The sequence below is a fragment of the Marinimicrobium hydrolyticum genome (assembly GCF_030848505.1).
Lineage (GTDB): Bacteria > Pseudomonadota > Gammaproteobacteria > Pseudomonadales > Cellvibrionaceae > JAVDDU01.
In genome coordinates this window covers 1-20,986 of sequence record NZ_JAVDDU010000004.1, presented here as the reverse complement: position 1 = coordinate 20,986, position 20,986 = coordinate 1, and the positions used below count along the sequence as shown (strand labels likewise).

Sequence of the window (20,986 nt, the reverse complement as noted above, 5' to 3'; positions counted from 1 at the left end):
GAGGTACCCATGACTATAATAAGCGCGCCAACAGACTCCTCGATTCCGCACATTCCACCGCCGGAAACGCTACTCAGTAGCCACCCGGCGAGCCAGCTATTCGATTTGACCATCACCCGCTGTACTGTCAATGCCGTGACCATCGAGTTTCAGGCGCGCGATTCCGCTTTCGCGGACAGCGGTGACCTACGAGCCGCTTTGGGGTGCGTAATAGATTGCGCAGCTCGTCTTGCCGCCAGGCCGGCTATCGGGATCTGTTCACTGCTCGAGCAAGAGCTGCACTTTCGGGCGCCGTGTACGGCCACAAGCTTCTACGTAACCGCTCAGATCGACTCGTCCTCGTCCCGCTACGCCCTCTATCAAAGCGCCGTCTACGCACTGGGCGAGCATAAGCCCTCGCTGATTGCGGATTCCCAGGGCACTTTGCTCAAGCAAACTCAACTCACCTCCCAATAGAGAAGTCTGCCCAATGACGTTGTGTAAACACCTGATACTTCTACTGTTCATCCTTTCGCTAACCGCGTGTGGCGGCGGGAGCAAGAGTACTACGCCTCCGGTCGAGACGCCCCCGGTCGAGACGCCACCTCCCAGCGAACCACCGCCTGAGACACCGCCCTCTTCCGTGGAGCTACCCAGTTACAACACCAGCCCCCAAGCGCCGGACATTACCGGGATGGAGAGCACAGCGGCGGAGCTCGCCGGGCGTATGACCATCGGCCTCAATATCGGCAACACCCTGGAAGCCATGGGCGGAAAGACCGAAACCTACTGGGGCAACCCGGAGATCACCCGCGAATTCGTCGCCTTTGCCAAAGAGTCGGGATTTAATGCGATACGCCTGCCGGTATCCTGGGATCAATACGCCGATCAAGAAACGGCGGAAATTGAACAGGCCTGGCTCGACCGGGTGAAAGAAGTGGTGCAGTACTGCATCGACGAAGATCTGTACGTGATAGTAAACATTCACTGGGACGGCGGCTGGCTGGAGAACAACGTTACACCCGCCAAGCAAGAAGAAAACAACGCGAAGCAAAAAGCCTACTGGGAGCAAATCGCTACCCTACTGCGCGACTTTGATGAGCGCTTGTTGTTTGCCGGCACCAATGAACCCAATGTTGCCGACGCGGAAGAAATGGACGTTCTCATGTCCTCCCACCAGACGTTTATCGACGCGGTCCGTTCGACCGGCGGTAAAAACGCTTACCGGTCGCTGATCGTACAAGGCCCGTATACCGATATCGAGCAGACCCATGAGCTAATGACAACCCTGCCAACCGACAGCGTGAGTGAGCGCATGATGGTGGAATTGCACTTCTACAGCCCGTGGAATTTCACGCTTATGGAGCAGGATGAGTCCTGGGGGAATCGGTTCTTCTATTGGGGTAACGGCAACCACTCCGACACGGATACGGCCCACAACCCTACCTGGGGCGAAGAGGAATACGTGGACGACATGTTTGACCTGATGAAAGTCCAATTCGCCGATCAGGGTATCCCGATTATTCTCGGTGAATACGGTGCGATGGTTCGCGACCATCTCACGGGCGATGACCTGCAATTGCATTTGGAAAGCCGCGCCTATTACTTTTACTATGTAACCCAACAAGCTATCGCCACCGGCATGGTGCCTTTCTATTGGGACACCGGTAGCCTACTGGACCGGAGCGAATACACGGTGCTGGATCAGCTGGCGTTAGATGGACTTATAGACGGGGCCAACGTCCATCCTCCCTACTGGCAGGATGCGGAATAGCCATTGAGAAAAAGCACAAGCCGCCTACGCAGGATCTAGGCGGCTAGCTCCTCGTTTTCAAAGTCTTTTCCATCAACAGCCAATCCCCCATGTGAGGGCAGTCGGGAAACGGAACCACCGGCCGCCGTGCTATGACTTGGTAGTGCAGCTTCTCGTAGAGCCTCCTGGCCTGAATATTTTCTTCCGCCACGATCAAACAAACCGTGGTTGCTTGCGCTTCGATAGCCAGCTGCTCGGCCAGCGCCATAAGCTTTTGGCCCAAGCCTTGCCCCCGGCAACTGGAAACCGTGGCTATGCCATTAACATACCAGGCGCCCGGCGCGAGCGATTCCAGTTCTACCAGCGGTTGTACGACGTCTGGAATATCTGATATCGAGCTGACAACATACGGATCAGGGAGCCGGTAGCACAGCACCATGCCTGTAATAACTCCAGACGACGTGCTCACATACGCATTCTTATAGTTAAAGGCGCCTTCAGTTTGGGCAACCCGCCGCGCGCCAACATCCAAAAGATCTTCGCCGGGTTCCGCGGTAGCTCGCCACAAAAAAGCCGGTAAACCTTCCCCCGCAATATTCATCAGCTCGGCCAATGCCCGGCAATCGTTTACTTCCGCCTTCCGCAATATACATTCCATGCACTAGTGTTCCTTAGTTAGTTGTCTCCCTGACGACGGAAGTTAACCCCCACCTTGGCAACCGCCTTGCCAGATCAGCTATCATAAGCCCCCAGCGGGGTCGATAAAACTACCTGTGACAAAGGAGGCCTTTTCACTGGCGAGCCATAGGATGGCCTCGGCCACCTCAATCGCCTCGCCTCCGCGCTGCAGCGGAATCTTCGATGCCAAGCGATTTACCCGGTCGGGCTCCCCACCTGCGGCATGCATGTTCGTGTAAATCAGACCGGGGCGCACCGCATTGACTCGAATTCCTTCAGCCGCCACTTCCAGCGCCAATCCCCGAGTCAGCGAATCAATGGCTCCTTTTGACGCGGCGTAGTCAACATACTCGTTGGGCGATCCGCTTTTAGACGCACCCGAGGAGACATTCACGATGGCGCCGCCCGTTCCACCGTGGCATGTCGACATGCGTTTAACCGCCTCCTTACAACACAGGAAACAGCTCATCACATTTGTGTGTAGAACGTGCAGGAAACGCTCCTCTGAAATCTCCTCCAGCTGGCACTGCTGCATCAAGATGCCCGCGTTGTTCACCAATACGGACACAGTGCCCAATTCTTCATCGACCGTTGCAAACAGTCGAGCAACCTCCACCGAGCTGGACACGTCTGCCTTAACAGTGATGCAGTGACCGCCAGCTTCAGTAATCTCACGCTCAACCTGCTGAGCTGCGGCGTCATTGTTCAAATAATTAACGCACACAGAGTAGCCCTCGCGAGCCAGCAGTTTCGCGGTTTCGGCACCAATCCCCCGGCTTGCGCCCGTGACGATGGCTACTTTATCGTTGGGGCTTTGATTCCGTGTCATTCGGTCAGGTCCTTTATGTTCATCTACTTCCTGCGGGGCGCTGTACACACTTTCCAGGCATGAGATTTAGTGGGTGTTAGCCCAATAACTCTTTCGCCTCGAGCCAGCTGTTGATTCGTTCATAACCGGATACATGGGCATTGCTTTCCGATGTGAACAGATAGCCTTGACCCGAAAACGCGTCAAGATGGCGCGAGCTATCATCGATCAGGTAGTCGCAATTAAACACACCTTTAAATCCACAGAACACGTAATTCATATCCGAAATAAAAGAAAAGTGACGCTTGAGCCATTCGTACTTGGCGTTAAAGGACGGCGGGTACTCCATTGCGGCGCTAACAAAGTAGATCTCATATCGCTGAGACAATTCGTAAATCACTTCAATGGCATTGTCGATGACTTTTAAATCTCGGAAGAAATCTGGGTGTGTGGGGAAGGAGCGTACCGTGCTTAAGTGATGCTCCGGAACTACGTCGTAAATTTTCTTACCGATCAGATCTGACCGCTCCAGACTGATTCCAAACTCACTCTTGTACCAAGTCAGGTGACGATCCAGCGTGTCTGCAACTGTGTCATCCATATCTATCGCTATACTCTTTTTCACTTCAACTACCTTTTCTTGTTACATTCAACCGTAAATCAATCAGCGTGCCAGAGTTGATTGATGGTGGCGGAGCTGCCATTGGTTGCCGTTCTTTATCCAAATCGAACTTCTGTATGACAATTTTCCTGAAAAGCTAGCGCTGTACTTCACTAGCGCCGTTCGTTCCTCCAGAAGGAAAACCGAAAAATCGCTGAGTTCGTACTGTGGCCTCGCACCTGTTGCGCGCAGCAGGTCCGATTTGACGGAATGTTTTCCGGAGCTGCCAACTTCTTCAAAATCGTCAGCAACAAGTGTTTCCAGTCGTGCGAGATCTTCCATCACCTCGGGTGCTGCCAGCTCCCGTTCGTATCCAATAAGGAGATCCGATAGTTCCGTCATAGGTCATCACTAGTACGTTTCATGTTCAGTCACTACGCGAAAGCAAAATAGCGGCGCGGTACTGATTGCGCCCATACTTCATCATTTTGGCAAAGTCGGCGAGGGGCACCGGTACGTAGTGCGAATCGAACGGCGTTTTCCATTCGTAGCTGTCTACGTCCGGATCATTGAAGTAGGCGTAGTGCTCATCCATACCCACCAGCCATATCCAGTGCGGTTCTTTACTACGATTGAGACGGTAGGTGCTGATCAATAAGATAACCTGCTCTCCATCCCGCAGTGTTTGCTGCACCGTCTGAATGTCTTTGGGAAAGGGCGTTACGCCAATCTGCGCTTGCTGCGCTCGCTCGACGAAATCCTGGTGGATCAGTTCAATCACCGCCTTCTTTTTGGTGCTGCGCACACTGTCAATAAAGGGCGCGTCCGTATTGGATACCCAAAGGCGCGCTTGGTAGCCTCGGTGTTGTGCGGCCAGTGCTAACCCAAACGGGGAGCAACCACCGTGACCGGTGGTCATAAACACTGTTGTAGCTTCACGCCAAATGTTGAGTTCTTCAATCTGATTGAGTGCTTGGCGATCGTTGAGCTTTTTAGCAGCCATTAGAAGCGCTGCGGGGCCGCAGGTGAACTCGGTCGTTTGCGCATAGTAGGGCAGGTTCGGTGGTTTAGGTCGGTCCAATTGCAACCGCTTCTCCATGCGTAAGCCGTCGTTGCCATCTTCATAGTAGCGCTGCAAGCGCCGAATAGGCTCGTAGCCCAGGGCTCGATACAAGCTCAGGGCGCCGTGGTTGTCATCGGCAACTTCCAGGCGGATAAACAGGATGTCGTGCTCCACCGCCGATCGCTCCATGGCTTCCACCAGCTGTCGAGCGAGCCCTTGGCCGCGGGCCTCGGGGTGTACCGCCAATGAGTAAATGCGTGCCAAAGAGGTGCCGCGGTGAAACAGCACCAAACCGTAGGCGTTGATGGGGGTGCCGGTTACCCAGATTTCGGCTTGGCTTTTGGTCAAAAAGTAGCGAAAGCTGCGGGTGCTCAGCCGGTCGTGTTCAAAGCACTGATTCTCCAGCGCAACCAGGGCGCTGAGGTCATCGCGGTGGGCGAGGCGTACTGAGGTCGAAGCCATAAAATAACACTTGAATAGTTAGCAATTTTTGCCACACTGGCGTGCAGCCGTAAGCCATTTAACACAGAGCCCCTACAGTATATGACGCAACTGAAGATCGTAATCGAAAATGCCTCCGATTGGGCCCCTTTTTACCCCTCAGAGGATGTGATCTTAGCGCAGGATTACATAGAACAGCCGGTCTCCAAAGAACGCTATAAGGTGATTAACCTTTGCCGTCAATACACTTACTCAAGCACCGGGTATTACTGTTCGCTGTTGGCAGAGGCACGTTCCCACCAAGTGATCCCCGCCGTCAAGCACATTCAAGACCTGTCCCGCCGTATCTGGCTCGGCGTCATCAATGTTGATGCTCAAAAGCAGCTCAGTGCGGTGGCCGGGGAGGCCAAAGAGCACCAGTTGTGGATCTACTTTGGTTTCACAGCCGAGCCGCAACTGACCGAGCTGGCTCGCCAGGTATTTGAGCAGATTCCGGTGCCGATACTGAAGGTGACGTTTCAGCACAAAGGCAGCTGGCGCTTGGCGGGCTTTGAAGCGGTTGCGCTCAATACCCTTAACGAACAGCAGCAAACCGATTTTGCCAACGCCCTGGATAGCTACAGCCACTTGGTGTGGCGCAAGGCCAAGGTGCGTAAAAACTACCGTTACGACATGGCCATTCTGGTGGACCCCAACGAACCCTTTCCACCCAGTAACAGTGTGGCTATCAACCGGTTTATCAAATCCGCCAAAAAACACGGTATTCTTGCTGAGACTATTACCCGCAAGGACTTAGGAAAATTGTCGGAGTACGACGCGCTGTTTATCCGCGCTACTACATCGGTCAATCACTACACCTACAAGTTCGCCCGGTTAGCCCAGGCTGAAGGTTTGGTAGTGATGGACGACCCGGACTCGATTTTGCGCTGCACCAACAAGATTTATCTGGCGCAGCTGCTGGAAAACCATGGCCTGCCAACGCCGAAAACACGAGTGCTGACCCGCTCGGATCTGAATAAGGTCGATGAGTTAATTGCCGATCTAGGTTTGCCCATAGTCCTTAAAGTGCCGGACGGGTCTTTCTCGGTGGGTGTGAAAAAGGTCAAAGATAAGGGCGAGCTTAGCGCCGAGCTAAAAGCAATGTTCAAGAGTAGCGCCCTGCTGCTAGCCCAGGCTTATGTGTATACGGAATTCGACTGGCGCATCGGCGTGATGAACAATCAGGCCCTTTACGCCTGCCGTTACTACATGGCAAAAAATCACTGGCAGATCTACAACCACGCGGGCAAGACCAACAAAAGCGGCGGCTTCGATGCCATGCCCACTTTCGAGGTGCCTAAGCCGGTATTGAAAGCAGCCATCAACGCGACCAAACACATAGGCGATGGCCTTTACGGTGTGGACCTAAAGCAGTCGGGTAACTCCGTGTACCTGATCGAGGTCAACGACAACCCATCCATAGAATCCGCCGTGGAGGACAAATTCCTAGAGGGCGAGCTCTACGATGCGATTATGGGCGAGTTTAAGCGGCGCCTTGATCTGCAGTAGAGTTAACCTCCGGTTCTAAGCTTCTAAACTTAATCGTTGTGCCAGCTTTGCCATGCATCGATTGGGTTTATTTTTGTTATGAAAAAGAATTCAGTTCTAGGGCCGGTAATTCTCGCTGTAAAAGTCACGAGTCTGTTCCCGGATGGGTTCTAGATCAAGTTGGTCCCCGGCCAATGACCCCCGCAAGACAGTAAAGGTGTATTCGGTGCCCCTTGGGTATTGCGACCAGTATTCTGGCAGACTCATAAAGTTCATATCCAAAGGCGGAAAATCCCCATTCGCGGCACGAAAGCGAGCTGGTTCATCAGCAACATAAACCACCTGGTGCGATTCGGAGGCGAAGGCATTTAGTCGCAGCAAGCCGGGATAGGTGGCCGCAACCACTGCCGCTACGCACATCGTACCCACAGCACCGCGCTCCAGGCGCGGGGCCCCTTGGCCGAGCGCCCATACCAGTCCGCCAGCCACCACAGCAACACCAACGAATAGAGGCCATGGCGTCGGATCCAGTAAGCGGTAGGGGGAGAGTGCGAGCCCATCCACCAGTGCGTAACTACCGGCAACGAATAGTATTGTCATCTGCGTCATGAGGCCGCGATGACTGTTAAGGTCAAAACCCTTAGGTGCGGCTTGCTGGCCGTGGGTCCCGTGCGCTGGGTCCATGTACACCGGAATACGTCTGCTGAGCAGCACCTGTATCAGTGGCGCCTGTAGCAATAAAGGTTTTACGGGATGCGGTGTATTTTGAGCTCCCTCCCGCAGCGATAGCCTGTGGTCCGAGTGCTTTGGGTCGAACCAGAAGTAGGGATTAAACGAGAATGGGCCATTATCCGTGTGCAGTACCAGCTGAAGCTGCTTCAACCCTGCTGCACCCGGGCGCATGGTCTTCGGACAGTGTACTGTGGCCGAGCGCACAGATTGCCAGAACACTTGAAATTGGCCAGTGGTATGCCGGGGTTTTAGAAGTCCGATTCCAGACCAAGGCGATATATCGCCGACGATGCCATCCGCCGTCAGCTTAAGGCTCGAAGCCCGCGCCCCTGCAGCGGTGACCAGTATATATAGCACCATAGCGAGTAAAAAAACCATGGGCAGCAGAAACTGAAGGTCCGCAAAGGCCTGGGTAAACTTTGCAAGGTCCGCTTCTTCAGTAATGGCTACTATGACGAACGCCGCCACGCTTGCCACTAGTAGAAAAAGCGTGAGGCTCGTGGCCCACATCATGTGGCTACCGCGTACAGGTGTTATACCGAGCCTCAAGGTGGCCGAAGAGAACCACCGAGCGCCCAAATGTTCATCGATTTGTAGCTGCTCGCCCTCCGTGGGCGCAGTGCCCGCCGTGGTGCGTTCGCGTGCTATTACTGTCATGACTTTTCCATATACATTGCCGGGTTGAGGGCTTTTTTCAAAACCACTAATTTCATCGCTTCCTCGCCCGGAACTCCAACGCCGGCTTCGATGGGATATTCCAGCCCCTCTCCAGTAATCTTATACTTGCGCCGTTGATAGAACTCAATCAATTCGATTCTAGCCGCGATAACAATTAATACGGCTTCCTTCGCCTGCAGATGTTGAGCTGAAAATGCTTCCGCTCTCTCCAGGAGAAGCTTGCCCACGCCCGAAGTCTGAAGCATTGGGTCAACCGCCAGCATGCCAATATGCACCGCTCGACCATTTACTTCAATTTGGACACAGCCGACCACGACCGAGTTGCTGACGCCAACCAATACGATCGTGTTCTCCAGCGCGGAGTTCACCGAATCGAGACTAATCCTGTCGCCGTCCACCAGCGCCGACTCATGTGTCCACCCTTCCTCTCCGGGCGGTGGGCGATACGCCAGGTTGACCAATTGCGCGATAGCTGCCGCGTCGGTCGGCATTGCTCTTCGTATTTCGACTTCAGGCACACAGAATCCTTTGTTTCATTGTGGGAACTCAAGGTGGGGGTTTGTAATGACGGAAACTGAAAACACACCCAGGCATGCTTTGACGTTAGACTACTGATTGGCTATAGGCAAGCTGCCTTCAGCACCCCATTCCGCCCAAGAGCCATCGTACAAGCTGACATTTGAAAATCCGCACGCGAATGCGGCCAGGATTCCAATACAAGCCGTGACGCCAGATCCACAATAGAAAATCAGATATTGATCTGTGGAACAGCCGGCCCGCTCGAAAAATTCCTTTAGGTGTTTGGGCTCCTTTAGACGGTGCCCGTCAAACAATTCACTAAACGGAATGTTTACCGCTGAAGGTACGTGACCCCTGCGCAGCCCTGGCCTAGGTTCGTCTTGTTCGCCCCCGTATCGGGGAGCACTTCGAAGATCAATGATTTGATGGGCAGGGCTGTGAATGGCCGCCAACACATCTTGAACAGATGAGGTCATGCTGTCGCGCGGGGTTGCGACGAAATCTCCCTCGCGCTCAATCACCTTGTGTTGGTTTGTAGATTCAAGCCCCTGAGCGTTCCACTCATTAATACCTCCATCCAAGACGTAAACGTCGTCATGGCCCGTGAGTTTGAAGTTCCACCAAGCCCTGGGTGACGAGTAGATGCCATTGTTGTCGTAAACGACTACTGTGGAATCCGCGTTAACCCCCATTTGTCTGACTTTCCGCTGAAATTCCATGGGGCCAAGTAGTGAATGAGGTAATTGGCTCGACGTATCAGATAGCTCCTCCAAATCGAAGCGCACGGCCCCCGGTATACATGAGGAAGCAGGTGATTGACCCTCCCCGCCTACAGGGGTGAGGCTAGCATCTAAGATGATGCAGTCCGGCTCTGACATTCTCTCTTGAAGCCATGAGCAACTAACGGTGGGGTTCACTAAATGGTGCTCCTTAAGTATCTTGTTTGCATCTCCACAAGCTTGGCAAGGGTGAGTCGTTTATAGAAGTAACTCCATAAGACTGTGTGCGACAATGAATCGCCCTTAGACGAACCCAATCGCCCAACCCGAGTCCCGTGCGTCACCTAAGTATATCGTCAATCCGCACTCATATCGTTAAAACGATGAGGGGCGTTGATTCCATACTTGACCAACGCAGTCGCACTGAAATAGGCTGTTGTGACTAATTGTTGAATGTCTCGACGTTCATTAATCGAACCATGGGCGCCGTTCATCGGAGAGATAAATGAAGATTAGTCTGGCGCGGGTGCTGGCTTGGCTGGTTGTGTATGGGGCACTTGCTCTGTTGCCATTGACGCTGGCTGTAGCCTTTGATCGTCCAGATCCACGCTCGTTTTTAGTCGAGTTGGGCGTGATGTTGGGGTTACTTGGCCTAGGTGTGCTGGCCATGCAGCTGGTGATATCCGGGCGGCACCCGTGGTTTGCTGGAGCAGTCGGTCAAGACAATATGCTGCAGTTTCATCGCCAGATGGGTATTTTCGCCTGGCTGCTGGTATTGGCCCACCCGTTGACTCTGTTTATCGCTGATCCCAATTTCCTTGCCTACTTGAATCCTCGTGCCGACTTGCTCCGCGCCGCTTCACTGATCTTCGTGCTGCTGGCGACAACCTTTTTGGTTGCCAGTTCGTTATGGCGCGTCGCCATGAAGCTGCAATACGAGTGGTGGCGAGCGATCCATGGCGCGCTGTCGGTTGTGGTTGTATCCGGTGGTTTTGTCCACGCGTGGCTGGTGAACAACTACACAGCTGATATGGCCACGAAGTTGTCGGTCGGCGCGCTCGTTGGCCTCTCTCTGTTGTTATTGGTGGACTCGCGCTTTCTGCGTCCGTGGCGGCTAAAACGGGCCCCTTGGCAAGTTGTGGAAACCAGTCAGGAAGCTGGCGATGCTACGCGACTAGTATTAGAGGCGCAGAATCACAAGGGCATGATCTTTAAGCCCGGCCAATGGGCATGGATCACTTTAGGTGATACACCATTTTCATTGCAGCAACATCCGTTCTCGATAGATTCAGAAGCAAACAATCCCCGCCGGCTGGAGTTCACCGCCAAACACGCCGGGGATTTTACCCGCTCCCTGCCCGATGTTAAGGCCGGCACCAAAGCGTGGCTTGAAGGTCCCTATGGCGTTTTTTGGTTCGAGCCCAGTTCTGGTAGGCGCGCTGTATTTGTTGCTGGTGGTATCGGAATTACGCCGATGATGAGCATGTTGCGTAGCTGTCGTGCAACGGGTTGTAAGCAGTCTTTATTGTTGCTCTACGCCAATGAGAGTGTGGACGATATTATTTTCAAAGAGGAACTGGATTCACTTAGTAAAGACCTGGCCCTAAAGGTGGTGCATGTCATTCGCAAACCGCCCGAAGATTGGGATGGTGAAAGCGGGCTCATTGATGCGGACCTGCTCAATAAGTATCTTCCTGACGACGACGGCAAAATCGACTACTTCGTATGTGGCCCTCCCCCGATGATGAACCAAGTTGAGTCATCGTTACGTGAGCGCGGGGTGCGGCTACAGCACCTTTACTCTGAACGATTCGATCTCGTTTGAGGAGCTATCTATGTTACATGTCCTAGCTCGGCGCACCGGCACAGTAATGGCGATAGTGCTAGTGGCGATCGTAATCGTCGTCGCATGGCTTATAGCCGGATAAGAAAAATTTCAGAGCTCAGCCGGATCCGAAAGGATCCGGCGCACTTCCGTCAACCAGAGGGCGGATCCAATTTCTCGACTAAGGCCCCGTCGCCAGCGGACTCCTTCTTCACTACCGAGAACTTTCCATTGGGTTCGAGAATGATTGCCTCTATTTTTTCGAACGCGCCGGCACCTTGCAGCCGCACGGCCGATTTCAACTCCGCCTCCGTCACCCGCTCCCGACGCATAGCGTCACGGATAAATTGCCCTTGATAAAACAGCAATGAAGGCGCGGCAGTGACTGCACTGGCAATACGGGGAGAGCGCTGCTGCAGCCAAGTGAAAACAAACTGAAGTATAACCAGAAGCGCGAAGGTCGTTACCGCCTCGGCTAGGGCGACCTGGCGGGCTGTAAGAATCCGGCCAAAAGAGGCGCCGAGCGCGACAGTAATGATGAAATCAAAGGCATTGAGCTGCGCCAGCGTTCGCTTAATGCTCATATTGACGATCAGAACCAGCGACACATAAGCGAGGCTGCCGACCACTACAATGCGCACGATAGGCTCCCAGCCCCCGTATAGCCATCCAATGTCGTTCATTCCTCACCTCCTCGTTGTGCGGTTATCTGACTGAAACGGGATTTCCAATCGAGTACCATTGACGAGCTTCGCTGCTGCCATACCGGGTAACTGTCTCGACGCTATATCTTCTGGCTAAGCGGTGGCCTTTGCACCCCAGCAAGACTTGAGCGGTCTTCCCCAGAGCCCGGTTGAACAACACTGAATGATCCATCCGTTTCCAACACGACGGCTTCAGCGTCTTGCAGTGATGCGATACCCGCCGACCGGACAGCCGCACGCACTTCCTCCTCGGCCACCCGCGCCTGCCGAAGAGCGGCCGTGAGAAGCTCGCCGCGATACAGCAGCATCAGCGGTTCTCCCGTGACGAGCTGGCGAATCCAGCCTGCCCGAACGCTTGACCACGTAACGACGAATTGGAGAGCAATGAGTAGGGCGAAGGCCAGTGCCCCCTCAGCTAAGGCGACATCTTTGGTCAGCAGGACGGTAGCCAAGGTGGAGCCCAATGCAACGGTTATTACAAAGTCGAAAGCGTTCATCTTTGACAACGTACGTTTGCCTGAGAGGCGCAAGAACAAGATCAGAGCGATATACGCCAAGATTCCAACGACCAGGGTACGAAGTAGGCTCTCCCATCCGTCAAAAAACATCTGATCCATTTTTCCTCCTTGGTAGAACTGATTCCATAGCAAAGCACTGGTATGCCTTTCTAGTCTCGCTTATGGCCCGGCTCGGCCGTTATCTTCTCGCTCTTTAGGTCACTCCGCAACCAAGTCGCCAATGGTCTCCTTTAACCGGTTGATGGCGGCGTCATCCCAACCCTGGGGGTTGCTCACGGCGCGCCAAGCATCGATGTAATGTTCCGTCGCATAGGTATGGCCATAGCCGATGGGTGCACTCTCGGCGCCGGCAATATCGGCCGCCAGCTGCATAAACGTAATGACGGGGTACCAGCGTAAATGCTCGGAAACGTCCGGGCCGCGGGGCTCGGCCATCCACTCCGGCTCACGGTACCAGGAGTCTGGCTCAAAAAAGGTGATCGGGTCGCTGGCGTACTGCAAATACACAATGCGCAAGGGGCCCCAGCCTGCCTCGTTGGAAGCAAGGCCATCGTACTGGTTAGTGAACCGAATCACCGAGCCGTCTCGAAACTCCGGCAGCCACGCCGGGGAGTCAGGTGTGCGATTTTCAGTAATCCAGCGCCAGGTATCACTGCGAAATGGGGGGCCACTCCAAAGAGCACCGTGTATCGGATCTCCCACAATATCCCACACGTCCATCGACCGCTCGGAGTTGAGTGCACCCAAACTCAAACCTTGTAGATACAAACGCGGACGCTCATTAACATCCATAGCGCTCCAATGTCCGTACACCGCCTCAAACAGCCGGCGAGCGGTTTCAGCACCGTACTCCGGGCGGGTCATTAGAGTCAGCCAACTGGGGAGATAGGAATATTGAATCGCCACGCTGGCAACGTCGCCACGATGCAAATACTCCACACTGTTTATGGAGCCCGGATCGATCCAGCCAGTACCGGTGGGCGTGGCCACGACCAGCACCTCCCGATCAAAGCCCCCGGCGCGGATCAGCTCCTGCAGCGCCAGCTCAGCCCGTTCAGCAATCGTTTCGGCGGCATTCAACCCCACATAGACCCGCACTGGCTCGGCAGTATCTTCACGGAAAAAGTCTTCCAGCTCGGTAGGTGTTGACGCACCACTGACGAAACGCCGCCCGTGCCGGCCTAAGTCCTGCCAGTCGATCAATGAAGCTGGGCTGCCCGCGAGCGCAGACGATGCCGGTGGATCACGGTCGGCCTCGACCACCGCATCAAGCTGCTGGAAAGACCTCTCAAACGTGTTCAGTACAAAACGGACCGCCACGCCTTCCACAATCAGCCAGAATAGAATCAACGCCCCGGCGGAGCCCATCACAATCGACACCCGTCGTGGCACAAAGCGCCTTAACCAACGTGAAAGGCGCCGTGCAATAAACAGAAAAAACCGAGCCATCGCCACGATAGCCACAAACAGCAACACTGCCAGCAACCCGAGTAGAATCGGCCGCGTACCCCCGGCCGGCTCCATATTCATCAGCGTGCGGATCGAGTTTTGCCAGGACGCCGCCATAGCCAAAAACACAATGGCGATGGTCACACTGATAACCGCCCACGCCAACTTCACATAGCGGCGAGGGCGGCGAGGCAAATGGGGCAATCCCATAAAGTCCCATAACCAGCGTCCCAAAACACCCACGCCGTAGCCTCCGGCCAGAGCGACGCCCGACAGTATGACTTGTAGAGCAAAGGGACGAGGAACGAGGCTGGGTGTAAGCGAGATGGCAAACAGTAGGGTGCCGATCAGCAACCCCGCGGCCGAGAAGGTAGACCAAAGCCGTAGCAAGGGGCGTGGAATCATAGTCTTATAATCTTCAGTAAAAAATTTTGGTGTCAACAGAGGCAAAGGCAACCAGTGGTCCAGCAATGCCCACTGGGCTTGAGCTTAGCTATTGTTCTGACTGCGCGGCGGGTCAGCGCCGGCGAAAACTATCACGAAGGCGTGCCAACCCATTTTTCTTCTGTTGCTCCTCTGGGCTGGGCCAGTGCGTCTTCTTGTTCTCGCATTTCACGATACCAGTAGTGCCCAACCGCAGGCGCCATCGCTGGGCCGAAGAATGCCCCGTGCTGTCTTCAGAGCACACCAGGAGCAGATCGTAATCATGCTGTTTTTCGATGGGATGGGCCTCTACGGGAGACATCGGATCGTCCTCGTCTGCCCAGGTAAACACTTTATTTCTGGCGGCTTGAATCATCGCGCAGAGCTCTTCGCAATCCAGGCTAAGGCGCTCTTGAATCTGATCCTGCTCCAACGCCGCCTTATCCAGATTCAGCATCGAGCGATAGCAGATGATTTGCCGCTCCTCGTTGGAAGTCCATGTGCCGGAGTGTTCCAAAACCTGTTGCGGCAAATCGGGCAGCTTGCGGTAGTCCAGCCAGACACTCTGCACAGCCAGCAACTTGTTGGTGTAGGGCATCTGTAAGCGAACCTTCCAGCGTGGCTTACCTTTGCGCAACCAACTGGTGACGCGCGCGATCATATCGTCGCGCAGCAGGTCACGAAGGGCATAGGCCAAGGCAATGCCCAGGAGAAGCGCTAGGGATAGCTGCTGGGTGCTAGCTCGTGCGTTGAAAAGGAAATAGGTGATCAGTGACATGACCATCATGGTCGAGCCCGCTTTCACGAGCTTGCGTGTACCAGAACCCAGTTCGACCACCTTGGAGCGCAGCACCACGGGGAACTCCAGTAGCCTGAGATACAGACTCATGCGGTTCCAGAGCCGAGTCGGCGTGCCGCGGAAATCCGGCAGGTACTTCATCTCTCGCCGATACCGGTATTCCTGTTGCAAAAAATCCCTGATGGAATCCCTGAGCTCTTGGTTCAGTTCTGAGTATCCTTCCATCGTCATGCATTCAAGCAGGAACTGTTCGGCGTGCCATGAAAAATAAACGTCTACCAACCGAAAATAGCGTATATGACTGCTTCGTTCGGGGTTGGACTTGCGCAAACGCTGGGCAAAGTTCTGTATCAGACGCAGCGCGCGTTTCACCGGCTCGGCGGCGAGCTCCGCCCCCAGAATTTGTTGGCGCAGATGGTCCATAGAGGCCCGATACTGGAACAGCCAGGAGCCATACTGGATTTCGTAGTGGGGGGAGAGCAGCGCGAATGAACTACCGGATTTGCTGATTCGCTTCTTGTCCGGCAGGCCCAGCAACCGGAAGCGATGCTCCAGAGAATTGAAAAAGAATTGCTGCTCGGATAGCGTCCACTCGGAAAACTTCCCTTCATACGGAGTAAACAGGTACAGCTCAACCGTATACTGCCCAGGGTTCTTCAACGTGCGGGTCAGCTGTAAACGGTAATCGCCCTTGCGCCTCAGTGAAAACACGCCATCCCCTACAGCCTCCAACCATTTATGATGTCTCCGTTAAGCTTACCGAGATATCTTTGGCGTGTCCAAGCCTCCTGCTGAGGGCCGAAAGCCCGAAGTCTACTTGAGTTATGGTTACGAAAGCCTTTCACCGCAGCCCTTGCACACTTTAATTCTCCAGCCCCATCTGGGTAGTCTGCTACATTTTGGGCATCTTGCTTTAGAAATTGCCACAGCAAGACTGCAAATGGCAGCTCCCATTAGTGGCAAAACGATAATGTTGCTGTAGCCAGGGGTTATGTTTATTACCAAAGCTGGAATCCAAAGTAGTACAAAGCCCGATATGTAAAGTTTCCAGCTTTGCATGTTCTTCTGATAAATATCCATATAAGACATGTGAATCCCTTGTCCTTTATCTGGCATTGATAAAATCGCTCTGAAAAACAAAATTGCGTGGGGGTGCGACCTTAAGTCGTCCCAAAGACGCTTCCGGAAATGGTTGTAGCGGCATAGTGAATTTTTTCAGTTGGTTGTTAATCCGTGAACAACTGCCATTCTTGATTGATATAATCCATGATCTTGTCTGCCTCAAACTCGCTCATCAAATCTGCTACAACGTGCCCCCTAATGTAGGCTGAAACAAAGTGAAATTTGTAGTGGTTCTCGGAATCTGGGTCTACTTTCTTTTCGTACGCTACATCCTTCTCGGCTTCGGCTAGCATATCTTGAACTATCGCTTCAGATGTAATGCTTCTATTTTTGGCGACGAACGAGGGCGCCAATTTATACATTTCCAGGGTGTCCCCGCCGGATTTCGACGTTGTCTTTTCAGCAGCCTCGTACGCTTTGATGACCTCTTTCAGCCAATGCCTGTTTCTAGATGGAATTTTCATAGTCACTCTGCATAATGTCGTGAGCAAGGGCTCGAGTTTACAAGCATACCGCCGCAGGCACTACGATATGTCGTAGTGTTGCGCTTCACTCTTGAATCTATGTTTAGGGTAATACGCTGGACACATAGCGTATTCCTCCAAAGCTAGAAGCGAATTTGTTGTACACGAAGCAGATTACGTATGCAGCGATGTAAGCAATAGCCCAGTACATAAAAGACTTGATTAATAGGGCCCAAAGAGGCGCGCTCAGCCAGCTTAGTGCGCTAGTTGCCGAGCTAAAATCTCCTTGCTGAGTCGCGGAGAGAGCAAACCAGACGAAGCCGGCAAGCAATCCAAGCGCGTACAAAGCGAGCGTCACTGCGAATGCGATAAGACTAACTATCTTTGCTGTGGATGCAGGACATATCCAATCTAACTTTCTGTGCTCCATCTGACCTCCCTCTAATTGTCACAATCCTATTCAAAAACATAACGAGGCCGTAGAAAAACGATTTTGGAAATCGCCGCTCGTAGGCCTATTTTTGTATTCTTCTATGATCGATATTTAACCAGAATCGCTTAACATAATCACCCATTATCGACAGTGGGGCGAGTTCGAGTGTGGATAAGCCTGTGGATCACGCCACAGCGCCGTAATTCGTTAATTTTTCGATGTTATGCACTAAACAGTACAACTGCCATTGACCTTGCACCTTGCGTTTTCCTCGCAAGGAGAAACGATTAAGGCCTTTGTTGGTGCCGATGTTGCCAAAGACCGGCTCCACGACCGACATTCTATGACCGTAGATGCGCTTGCCTTCGATGCTGTCGACGCGTTTCTTCATCCAGTCTGTGGCGTTGGGTTTGCGCTTGGCTTTTACGGTAAAGGATACCTGTCTACCGTGACCCTTACGGGTGTTGGCCGACTCGGGGTTTTTCATGCAGTCCGTTTTATTGGGGCAGTGTCGGCAGTCGGTCAGCCGACCTTCGAAAGAGATCAAGTAATTACCGCTGTTTTGTAGCCGCTCGGAATGTAACCACATGGGGTTGCCTTGTGGGCAGATGCATGTTTTCTTGGCGGGGTCGAAGTCGAATTCGCTGGAGGGAATCACATCTTTGTCGACACCCTTTCCAGGGTGGCGATGCCCGTACTTGGCCTTTTGATCTTTGAACTTGGGATCGCGGGATCGGAACTGGTTGTCTGGAATGAAGGCGTTGATACCTTCGTCCTTTAGATAGACATTGTTGCTACCGTTTGAGAAACCGGTGTCCGCCGTAACAACAACACCGGATTTCAGAATGTCAGAATGGATGCCGGCTCTTTGGTAGCGCTTTTGAACGGAGTCCAATGCCGGCTTTAAGGTGTGCTGTTCCTGGCCTTCACCAAAGGCTTGGGCGTCCACAACAATCTGGTGTTTTTTGTCGACGGTCGCTACACCGTTGTAGCCCTGAATGGTGCCTTTGCTGGTGGTCATTTTGGCCGACTCGTTGTCGGTGATGTTGCTTTTGACTTCCTTAGGTCGTTTACCTTGCCCCATCCTTGGGGTTGCCGTCTTTAGGAACTGGTCGATCCGCTCGAACTCTTTTTGCAGGGTTTCCGAGGCTTGGGCGAGCTGCTGCTTGCGGTCGCGTTCCTTGGGTCGGCGGCCATCCAGCTTTTTATGCTCCTTGAGGCAGGTGCGGATTCTTTTCTGAATCTTGTCTCGTTTCTGGCTCAGCTCTTCGAGGGTGCCAGAATGTTCTTTAGCCGCATTGGATGACATTTTGCAGCCGTCAATGGCAAATAGCTCATTGCCTAAAAGACCCTGCTGGTCGCAGACCAATAGGACCTGTTCAAAAACCGACTCAATAGCGTCTGGGTAGCTGCTGACAAAATGGGCAATGCCAGTGAAATGGGGCACCGCGTCGCAAGTCAGGGCCTTAAAGATGATGTTGTTCTCGCACTCCCACTGAATCTCTCGGCTGGAGGTGATCCCGCGGGAATAGGCAAACAGAATAATCTTCAGAAGGATGGCCGGATCATAGGCGGAACGGCCACCAGCATCGTTTTTGTAGTTATCGTAGAAAACGCTCAGATCAATATGGTGATCAATGAGCTTGTGGAGGGTAAATTCGAAGGTACCGGGCTTGATTTGTTGCTCAAAATTGACCACAACCATCGCGTCCTGGTTGTAGTTATACTTTTTGAAGTTTGGCATGGCTTCGCTTCCTGAAACGATGGCCAATTTTAGCAAAAAACACCTTGTTTTTGGAGTTTTTCTACGGCCTCAACGCCGCTCAGCACGCGCGGCTACGGAATGGAGGCGAAGCCGCAATGGAGTAGACGTCGCCGTGACTGGCATGGTTAGCATTCGCATCAATCCGAACCACCAGCACCCTCGATTTGAGGGAAATAGAAGCGACTGAATTTCTCGGTATGAAGGTATGCGTTGTTAAGACCTATGGCCAAGTTCGGGATAAAGTTTGAAAAATCGAAAAAGGCCTGTTCCTTCCCTGTTTCATCATGCCAATATCGGATTTCAACGAATGTTTTCCCCCATCGCTCGATCTCTTTCTCGAACTCTCCAGACGCAACATCGTCAACTATTAGGGCATACATTCTCTGAACCCAGCTTTTCTTTCTGTCTGGGAGAAGTTGATACAAACTCCATAAATCATGATTTTTCCCAGGATCAACCTGCTCTTCAGATAGAATGCCTTTTAAGAAAAGCTCCACTGCAAATGAGAAACAAACCATAGTTGGCGCTATCAGCCGGTTGTTCTCTGCTTTTTTTGAGAGCTCCATGCCTGCCAGCACAAATTCTTCGGCAGTGTGAGCAGCTCCACCATGCATCTTTTTGACTGACATATGATTTGCTCAACAATCTCCTGGGAATGCTAACGTTGCGCACACCGGCGCGAGCTTGCGAGCGTCCGACAGCCGAAGGCTGTGTAGTGGTGCGCCTTGTTCTGTGGGATGCACGCACAACGTCTTTCTTTGGCGAAAACCACGCATGTTCTGACAGATGTGCCATTTTGCGCATCAATCTAACTTCTGCCCCGACAATTACGCTTCCGGCTTGGAGATAAAAGCAAACGGTATTGCAAAGGGTCCGAATATTGCTCCCATTAAACCCCAAAATACAGGTTTGGCTCCCCGACTTTTGGCGATGTAATGGCAGGCGATAATGCTTACTATAGTAAGGATCAATATAATATAAATTGCCATATTAATTTTCCATCATTTGAAATCGTATAGACACAGAACGCCGTGCTCAACGGCAGTTTGTAAGTTGCGGTTTTGTGGAATACTTTTGCGCAGCAAAATCACAAAACTGCGACTTACAAACTGTCCAGCGCACGCAGTGCGCGATGTTGCAGCACATTGTTATGATTTTATTCGCACTTTCCACTGCGCTTCAACTCCTCCAGTTTTTTCGAAGCTTTGGAGCTTAACTCTACGAGCCTATTCATTTGAGCGAAATCCTCAGCTAATGATGGATTAATGCTTTCAATAATGCTGTTTATTTTATAACAGTGCGCATTATAGAGAAATTCTGTATTGTCACGCTCCAATGCTTCGACAAGCATTAACTGATAATCTAGATCTTGAGACAAGCGACCTAAGCTTCCATTTTCACCAGCCGACAAGATTACCTTTGTTGCTTTAGAACCGAATTCATCCCATGCAAGACCTATAGCGAACAGGCTCGTAGCCAATCCAGCTAAAACAACAACAAAATATAAAACTATAGATTTAGCAACTCTATTCATTTGATTCGATTCTCATAACGCCAAGTTAACCGGCAGAGCGGAGCCGGCCTACCGGCGAAGCGGTTTGCAGCGGGGCGTAGAATTTGCAAAGCAAATGCCCCGCTGCAAACTGTCCGGTTGAACGTATGGTTATGTGTTTTCACCTAACCACCTAATGCCACCTTGCACCTTTGATTCAGCTTCTTTAACTGCATCAGAAATTTTAGTGTGGCCTATAGAATCAGCCCAGTGAACTTGATCTAATTCTCCAGCGTAGCGAAAGCGTACATAATAAATTAAACCATTTTCATCGAATGGCCCGGGCTTCTCTCCCTCTTCAAGCCCATCCTCCTCGGCTACCATTTCGTACCACCAGTCATAATCTAGCGCCACGATGTCAACTGGCTTTTCAACAGTATCGTCGTATAGCCATATACCTGATTTAACGATGCTCATTGAAATCTCACGACACA

21 protein-coding genes are annotated in these 20,986 nt (G+C 52.6%); 4 read left to right on the top strand and 17 right to left on the bottom strand.

All coding sequences use genetic code 11. The features are described from left to right. Positions 1-9: 9 nt before the first annotated feature. Together RBH33_RS08675 and RBH33_RS08670 are read left to right on the top strand one after the other, a co-directional pair. Positions 10-456 (top strand): hypothetical protein, encoded by a 447-nt coding sequence (locus tag RBH33_RS08675; RefSeq protein ID WP_306731778.1) that lies wholly within the window; start codon positions 10-12, stop codon positions 454-456. 13 nt (positions 457-469) lie between these two features. After that, positions 470-1,753, top strand: coding sequence for a glycoside hydrolase family 5 protein (locus tag RBH33_RS08670; protein WP_306731777.1), 1,284 nt, complete (start codon positions 470-472; stop codon positions 1,751-1,753). Positions 1,754-1,796: 43 nt separating this feature from the next. On the opposite strand, the gene RBH33_RS08665 is transcribed toward RBH33_RS08670, so the two are convergent. The 5 genes from RBH33_RS08665 to RBH33_RS08645 form a co-directional block, all read right to left on the bottom strand. Next, positions 1,797-2,390 (bottom strand): GNAT family N-acetyltransferase, encoded by a 594-nt coding sequence (locus tag RBH33_RS08665; RefSeq protein ID WP_306731776.1) that lies wholly within the window; start codon positions 2,388-2,390, stop codon positions 1,797-1,799. 81 nt (positions 2,391-2,471) lie between these two features. Beyond that, complete coding sequence (locus tag RBH33_RS08660; RefSeq protein ID WP_306731775.1) at positions 2,472-3,239, bottom strand: glucose 1-dehydrogenase; 768 nt, start codon at positions 3,237-3,239, stop codon at positions 2,472-2,474. Between the two features lie 76 nt (positions 3,240-3,315). Beyond that, complete coding sequence (locus tag RBH33_RS08655) at positions 3,316-3,843, bottom strand: 5' nucleotidase, NT5C type (protein ID WP_306731774.1); 528 nt, start codon at positions 3,841-3,843, stop codon at positions 3,316-3,318. Positions 3,844-3,882: 39 nt separating this feature from the next. Continuing rightward, positions 3,883-4,221: a nuclear transport factor 2 family protein gene (locus RBH33_RS08650; protein WP_306731773.1), complete on the bottom strand. Its 339-nt coding sequence runs from the start codon at positions 4,219-4,221 to the stop codon at positions 3,883-3,885. Between the two features lie 25 nt (positions 4,222-4,246). Then, positions 4,247-5,344, bottom strand: coding sequence for a GNAT family N-acetyltransferase/peptidase C39 family protein (locus RBH33_RS08645; protein WP_306731772.1), 1,098 nt, complete (start codon positions 5,342-5,344; stop codon positions 4,247-4,249). Positions 5,345-5,425: 81 nt separating this feature from the next. Here RBH33_RS08645 and RBH33_RS08640 point away from each other — a divergent pair, with 81 nt between their 5' ends. After that, positions 5,426-6,871, top strand: a complete 1,446-nt coding sequence (locus tag RBH33_RS08640) for a RimK family protein (protein WP_306731771.1) — start codon at positions 5,426-5,428, stop codon at positions 6,869-6,871. A gap of 96 nt (positions 6,872-6,967) precedes the next feature. Here the strand turns inward: RBH33_RS08640 and RBH33_RS08635 are convergent, their stop codons facing one another. From RBH33_RS08635 to sseA, 3 genes are all read right to left on the bottom strand, one after another. Continuing rightward, positions 6,968-8,239, bottom strand: a complete 1,272-nt coding sequence (locus tag RBH33_RS08635) for a hypothetical protein (protein ID WP_306731770.1) — start codon at positions 8,237-8,239, stop codon at positions 6,968-6,970. Further along, complete coding sequence (locus RBH33_RS08630) at positions 8,236-8,778, bottom strand: GNAT family N-acetyltransferase (protein ID WP_306731769.1); 543 nt, start codon at positions 8,776-8,778, stop codon at positions 8,236-8,238. The genes RBH33_RS08635 and RBH33_RS08630 overlap by 4 nt, the downstream gene beginning before the upstream one ends. A gap of 90 nt (positions 8,779-8,868) precedes the next feature. Continuing rightward, positions 8,869-9,696, bottom strand: a complete 828-nt coding sequence (sseA, locus tag RBH33_RS08625; protein WP_306731768.1) for a 3-mercaptopyruvate sulfurtransferase — start codon at positions 9,694-9,696, stop codon at positions 8,869-8,871. 307 nt (positions 9,697-10,003) lie between these two features. Between sseA and RBH33_RS08620 the strand changes: the two genes are divergently transcribed. Then, entirely contained in the window at positions 10,004-11,323 is a 1,320-nt protein-coding gene (locus tag RBH33_RS08620; protein WP_306731767.1) for a ferredoxin reductase family protein, read from the top strand. A 152-nt stretch (positions 11,324-11,475) separates the two neighbouring features. Here the strand turns inward: RBH33_RS08620 and RBH33_RS08615 are convergent, their stop codons facing one another. The 9 genes from RBH33_RS08615 to RBH33_RS08575 all read right to left on the bottom strand — a co-directional run. Continuing rightward, entirely contained in the window at positions 11,476-11,964 is a 489-nt protein-coding gene (locus RBH33_RS08615) for a DUF421 domain-containing protein (RefSeq protein ID WP_306731766.1), read from the bottom strand. Between the two features lie 143 nt (positions 11,965-12,107). Next, positions 12,108-12,644, bottom strand: a complete 537-nt coding sequence (locus tag RBH33_RS08610) for a DUF421 domain-containing protein (protein ID WP_306731765.1) — start codon at positions 12,642-12,644, stop codon at positions 12,108-12,110. A 99-nt stretch (positions 12,645-12,743) separates the two neighbouring features. After that, entirely contained in the window at positions 12,744-14,399 is a 1,656-nt protein-coding gene (locus RBH33_RS08605) for an alpha/beta hydrolase (RefSeq protein WP_306731764.1), read from the bottom strand. A gap of 112 nt (positions 14,400-14,511) precedes the next feature. Beyond that, the gene (locus tag RBH33_RS08600; RefSeq protein ID WP_306731763.1) at positions 14,512-15,927 is read right to left on the bottom strand and encodes a hypothetical protein; all 1,416 of its coding nucleotides are present in this window, start codon (positions 15,925-15,927) and stop codon (positions 14,512-14,514) included. 515 nt (positions 15,928-16,442) lie between these two features. Then, the gene (locus RBH33_RS08595) at positions 16,443-16,802 is read right to left on the bottom strand and encodes a hypothetical protein (RefSeq protein ID WP_306731762.1); all 360 of its coding nucleotides are present in this window, start codon (positions 16,800-16,802) and stop codon (positions 16,443-16,445) included. 617 nt (positions 16,803-17,419) lie between these two features. Next, complete coding sequence (locus RBH33_RS08590) at positions 17,420-18,979, bottom strand: transposase (RefSeq protein WP_306731761.1); 1,560 nt, start codon at positions 18,977-18,979, stop codon at positions 17,420-17,422. Between the two features lie 158 nt (positions 18,980-19,137). Continuing rightward, positions 19,138-19,629, bottom strand: a complete 492-nt coding sequence (locus tag RBH33_RS08585; RefSeq protein WP_306731760.1) for a HEPN domain-containing protein — start codon at positions 19,627-19,629, stop codon at positions 19,138-19,140. 527 nt (positions 19,630-20,156) lie between these two features. Beyond that, positions 20,157-20,534 (bottom strand): hypothetical protein, encoded by a 378-nt coding sequence (locus RBH33_RS08580; protein ID WP_306731759.1) that lies wholly within the window; start codon positions 20,532-20,534, stop codon positions 20,157-20,159. 129 nt (positions 20,535-20,663) lie between these two features. Then, positions 20,664-20,986: hypothetical protein (locus RBH33_RS08575; RefSeq protein WP_306731758.1), on the bottom strand; the 323-nt coding region annotated here is incomplete at its 5' end.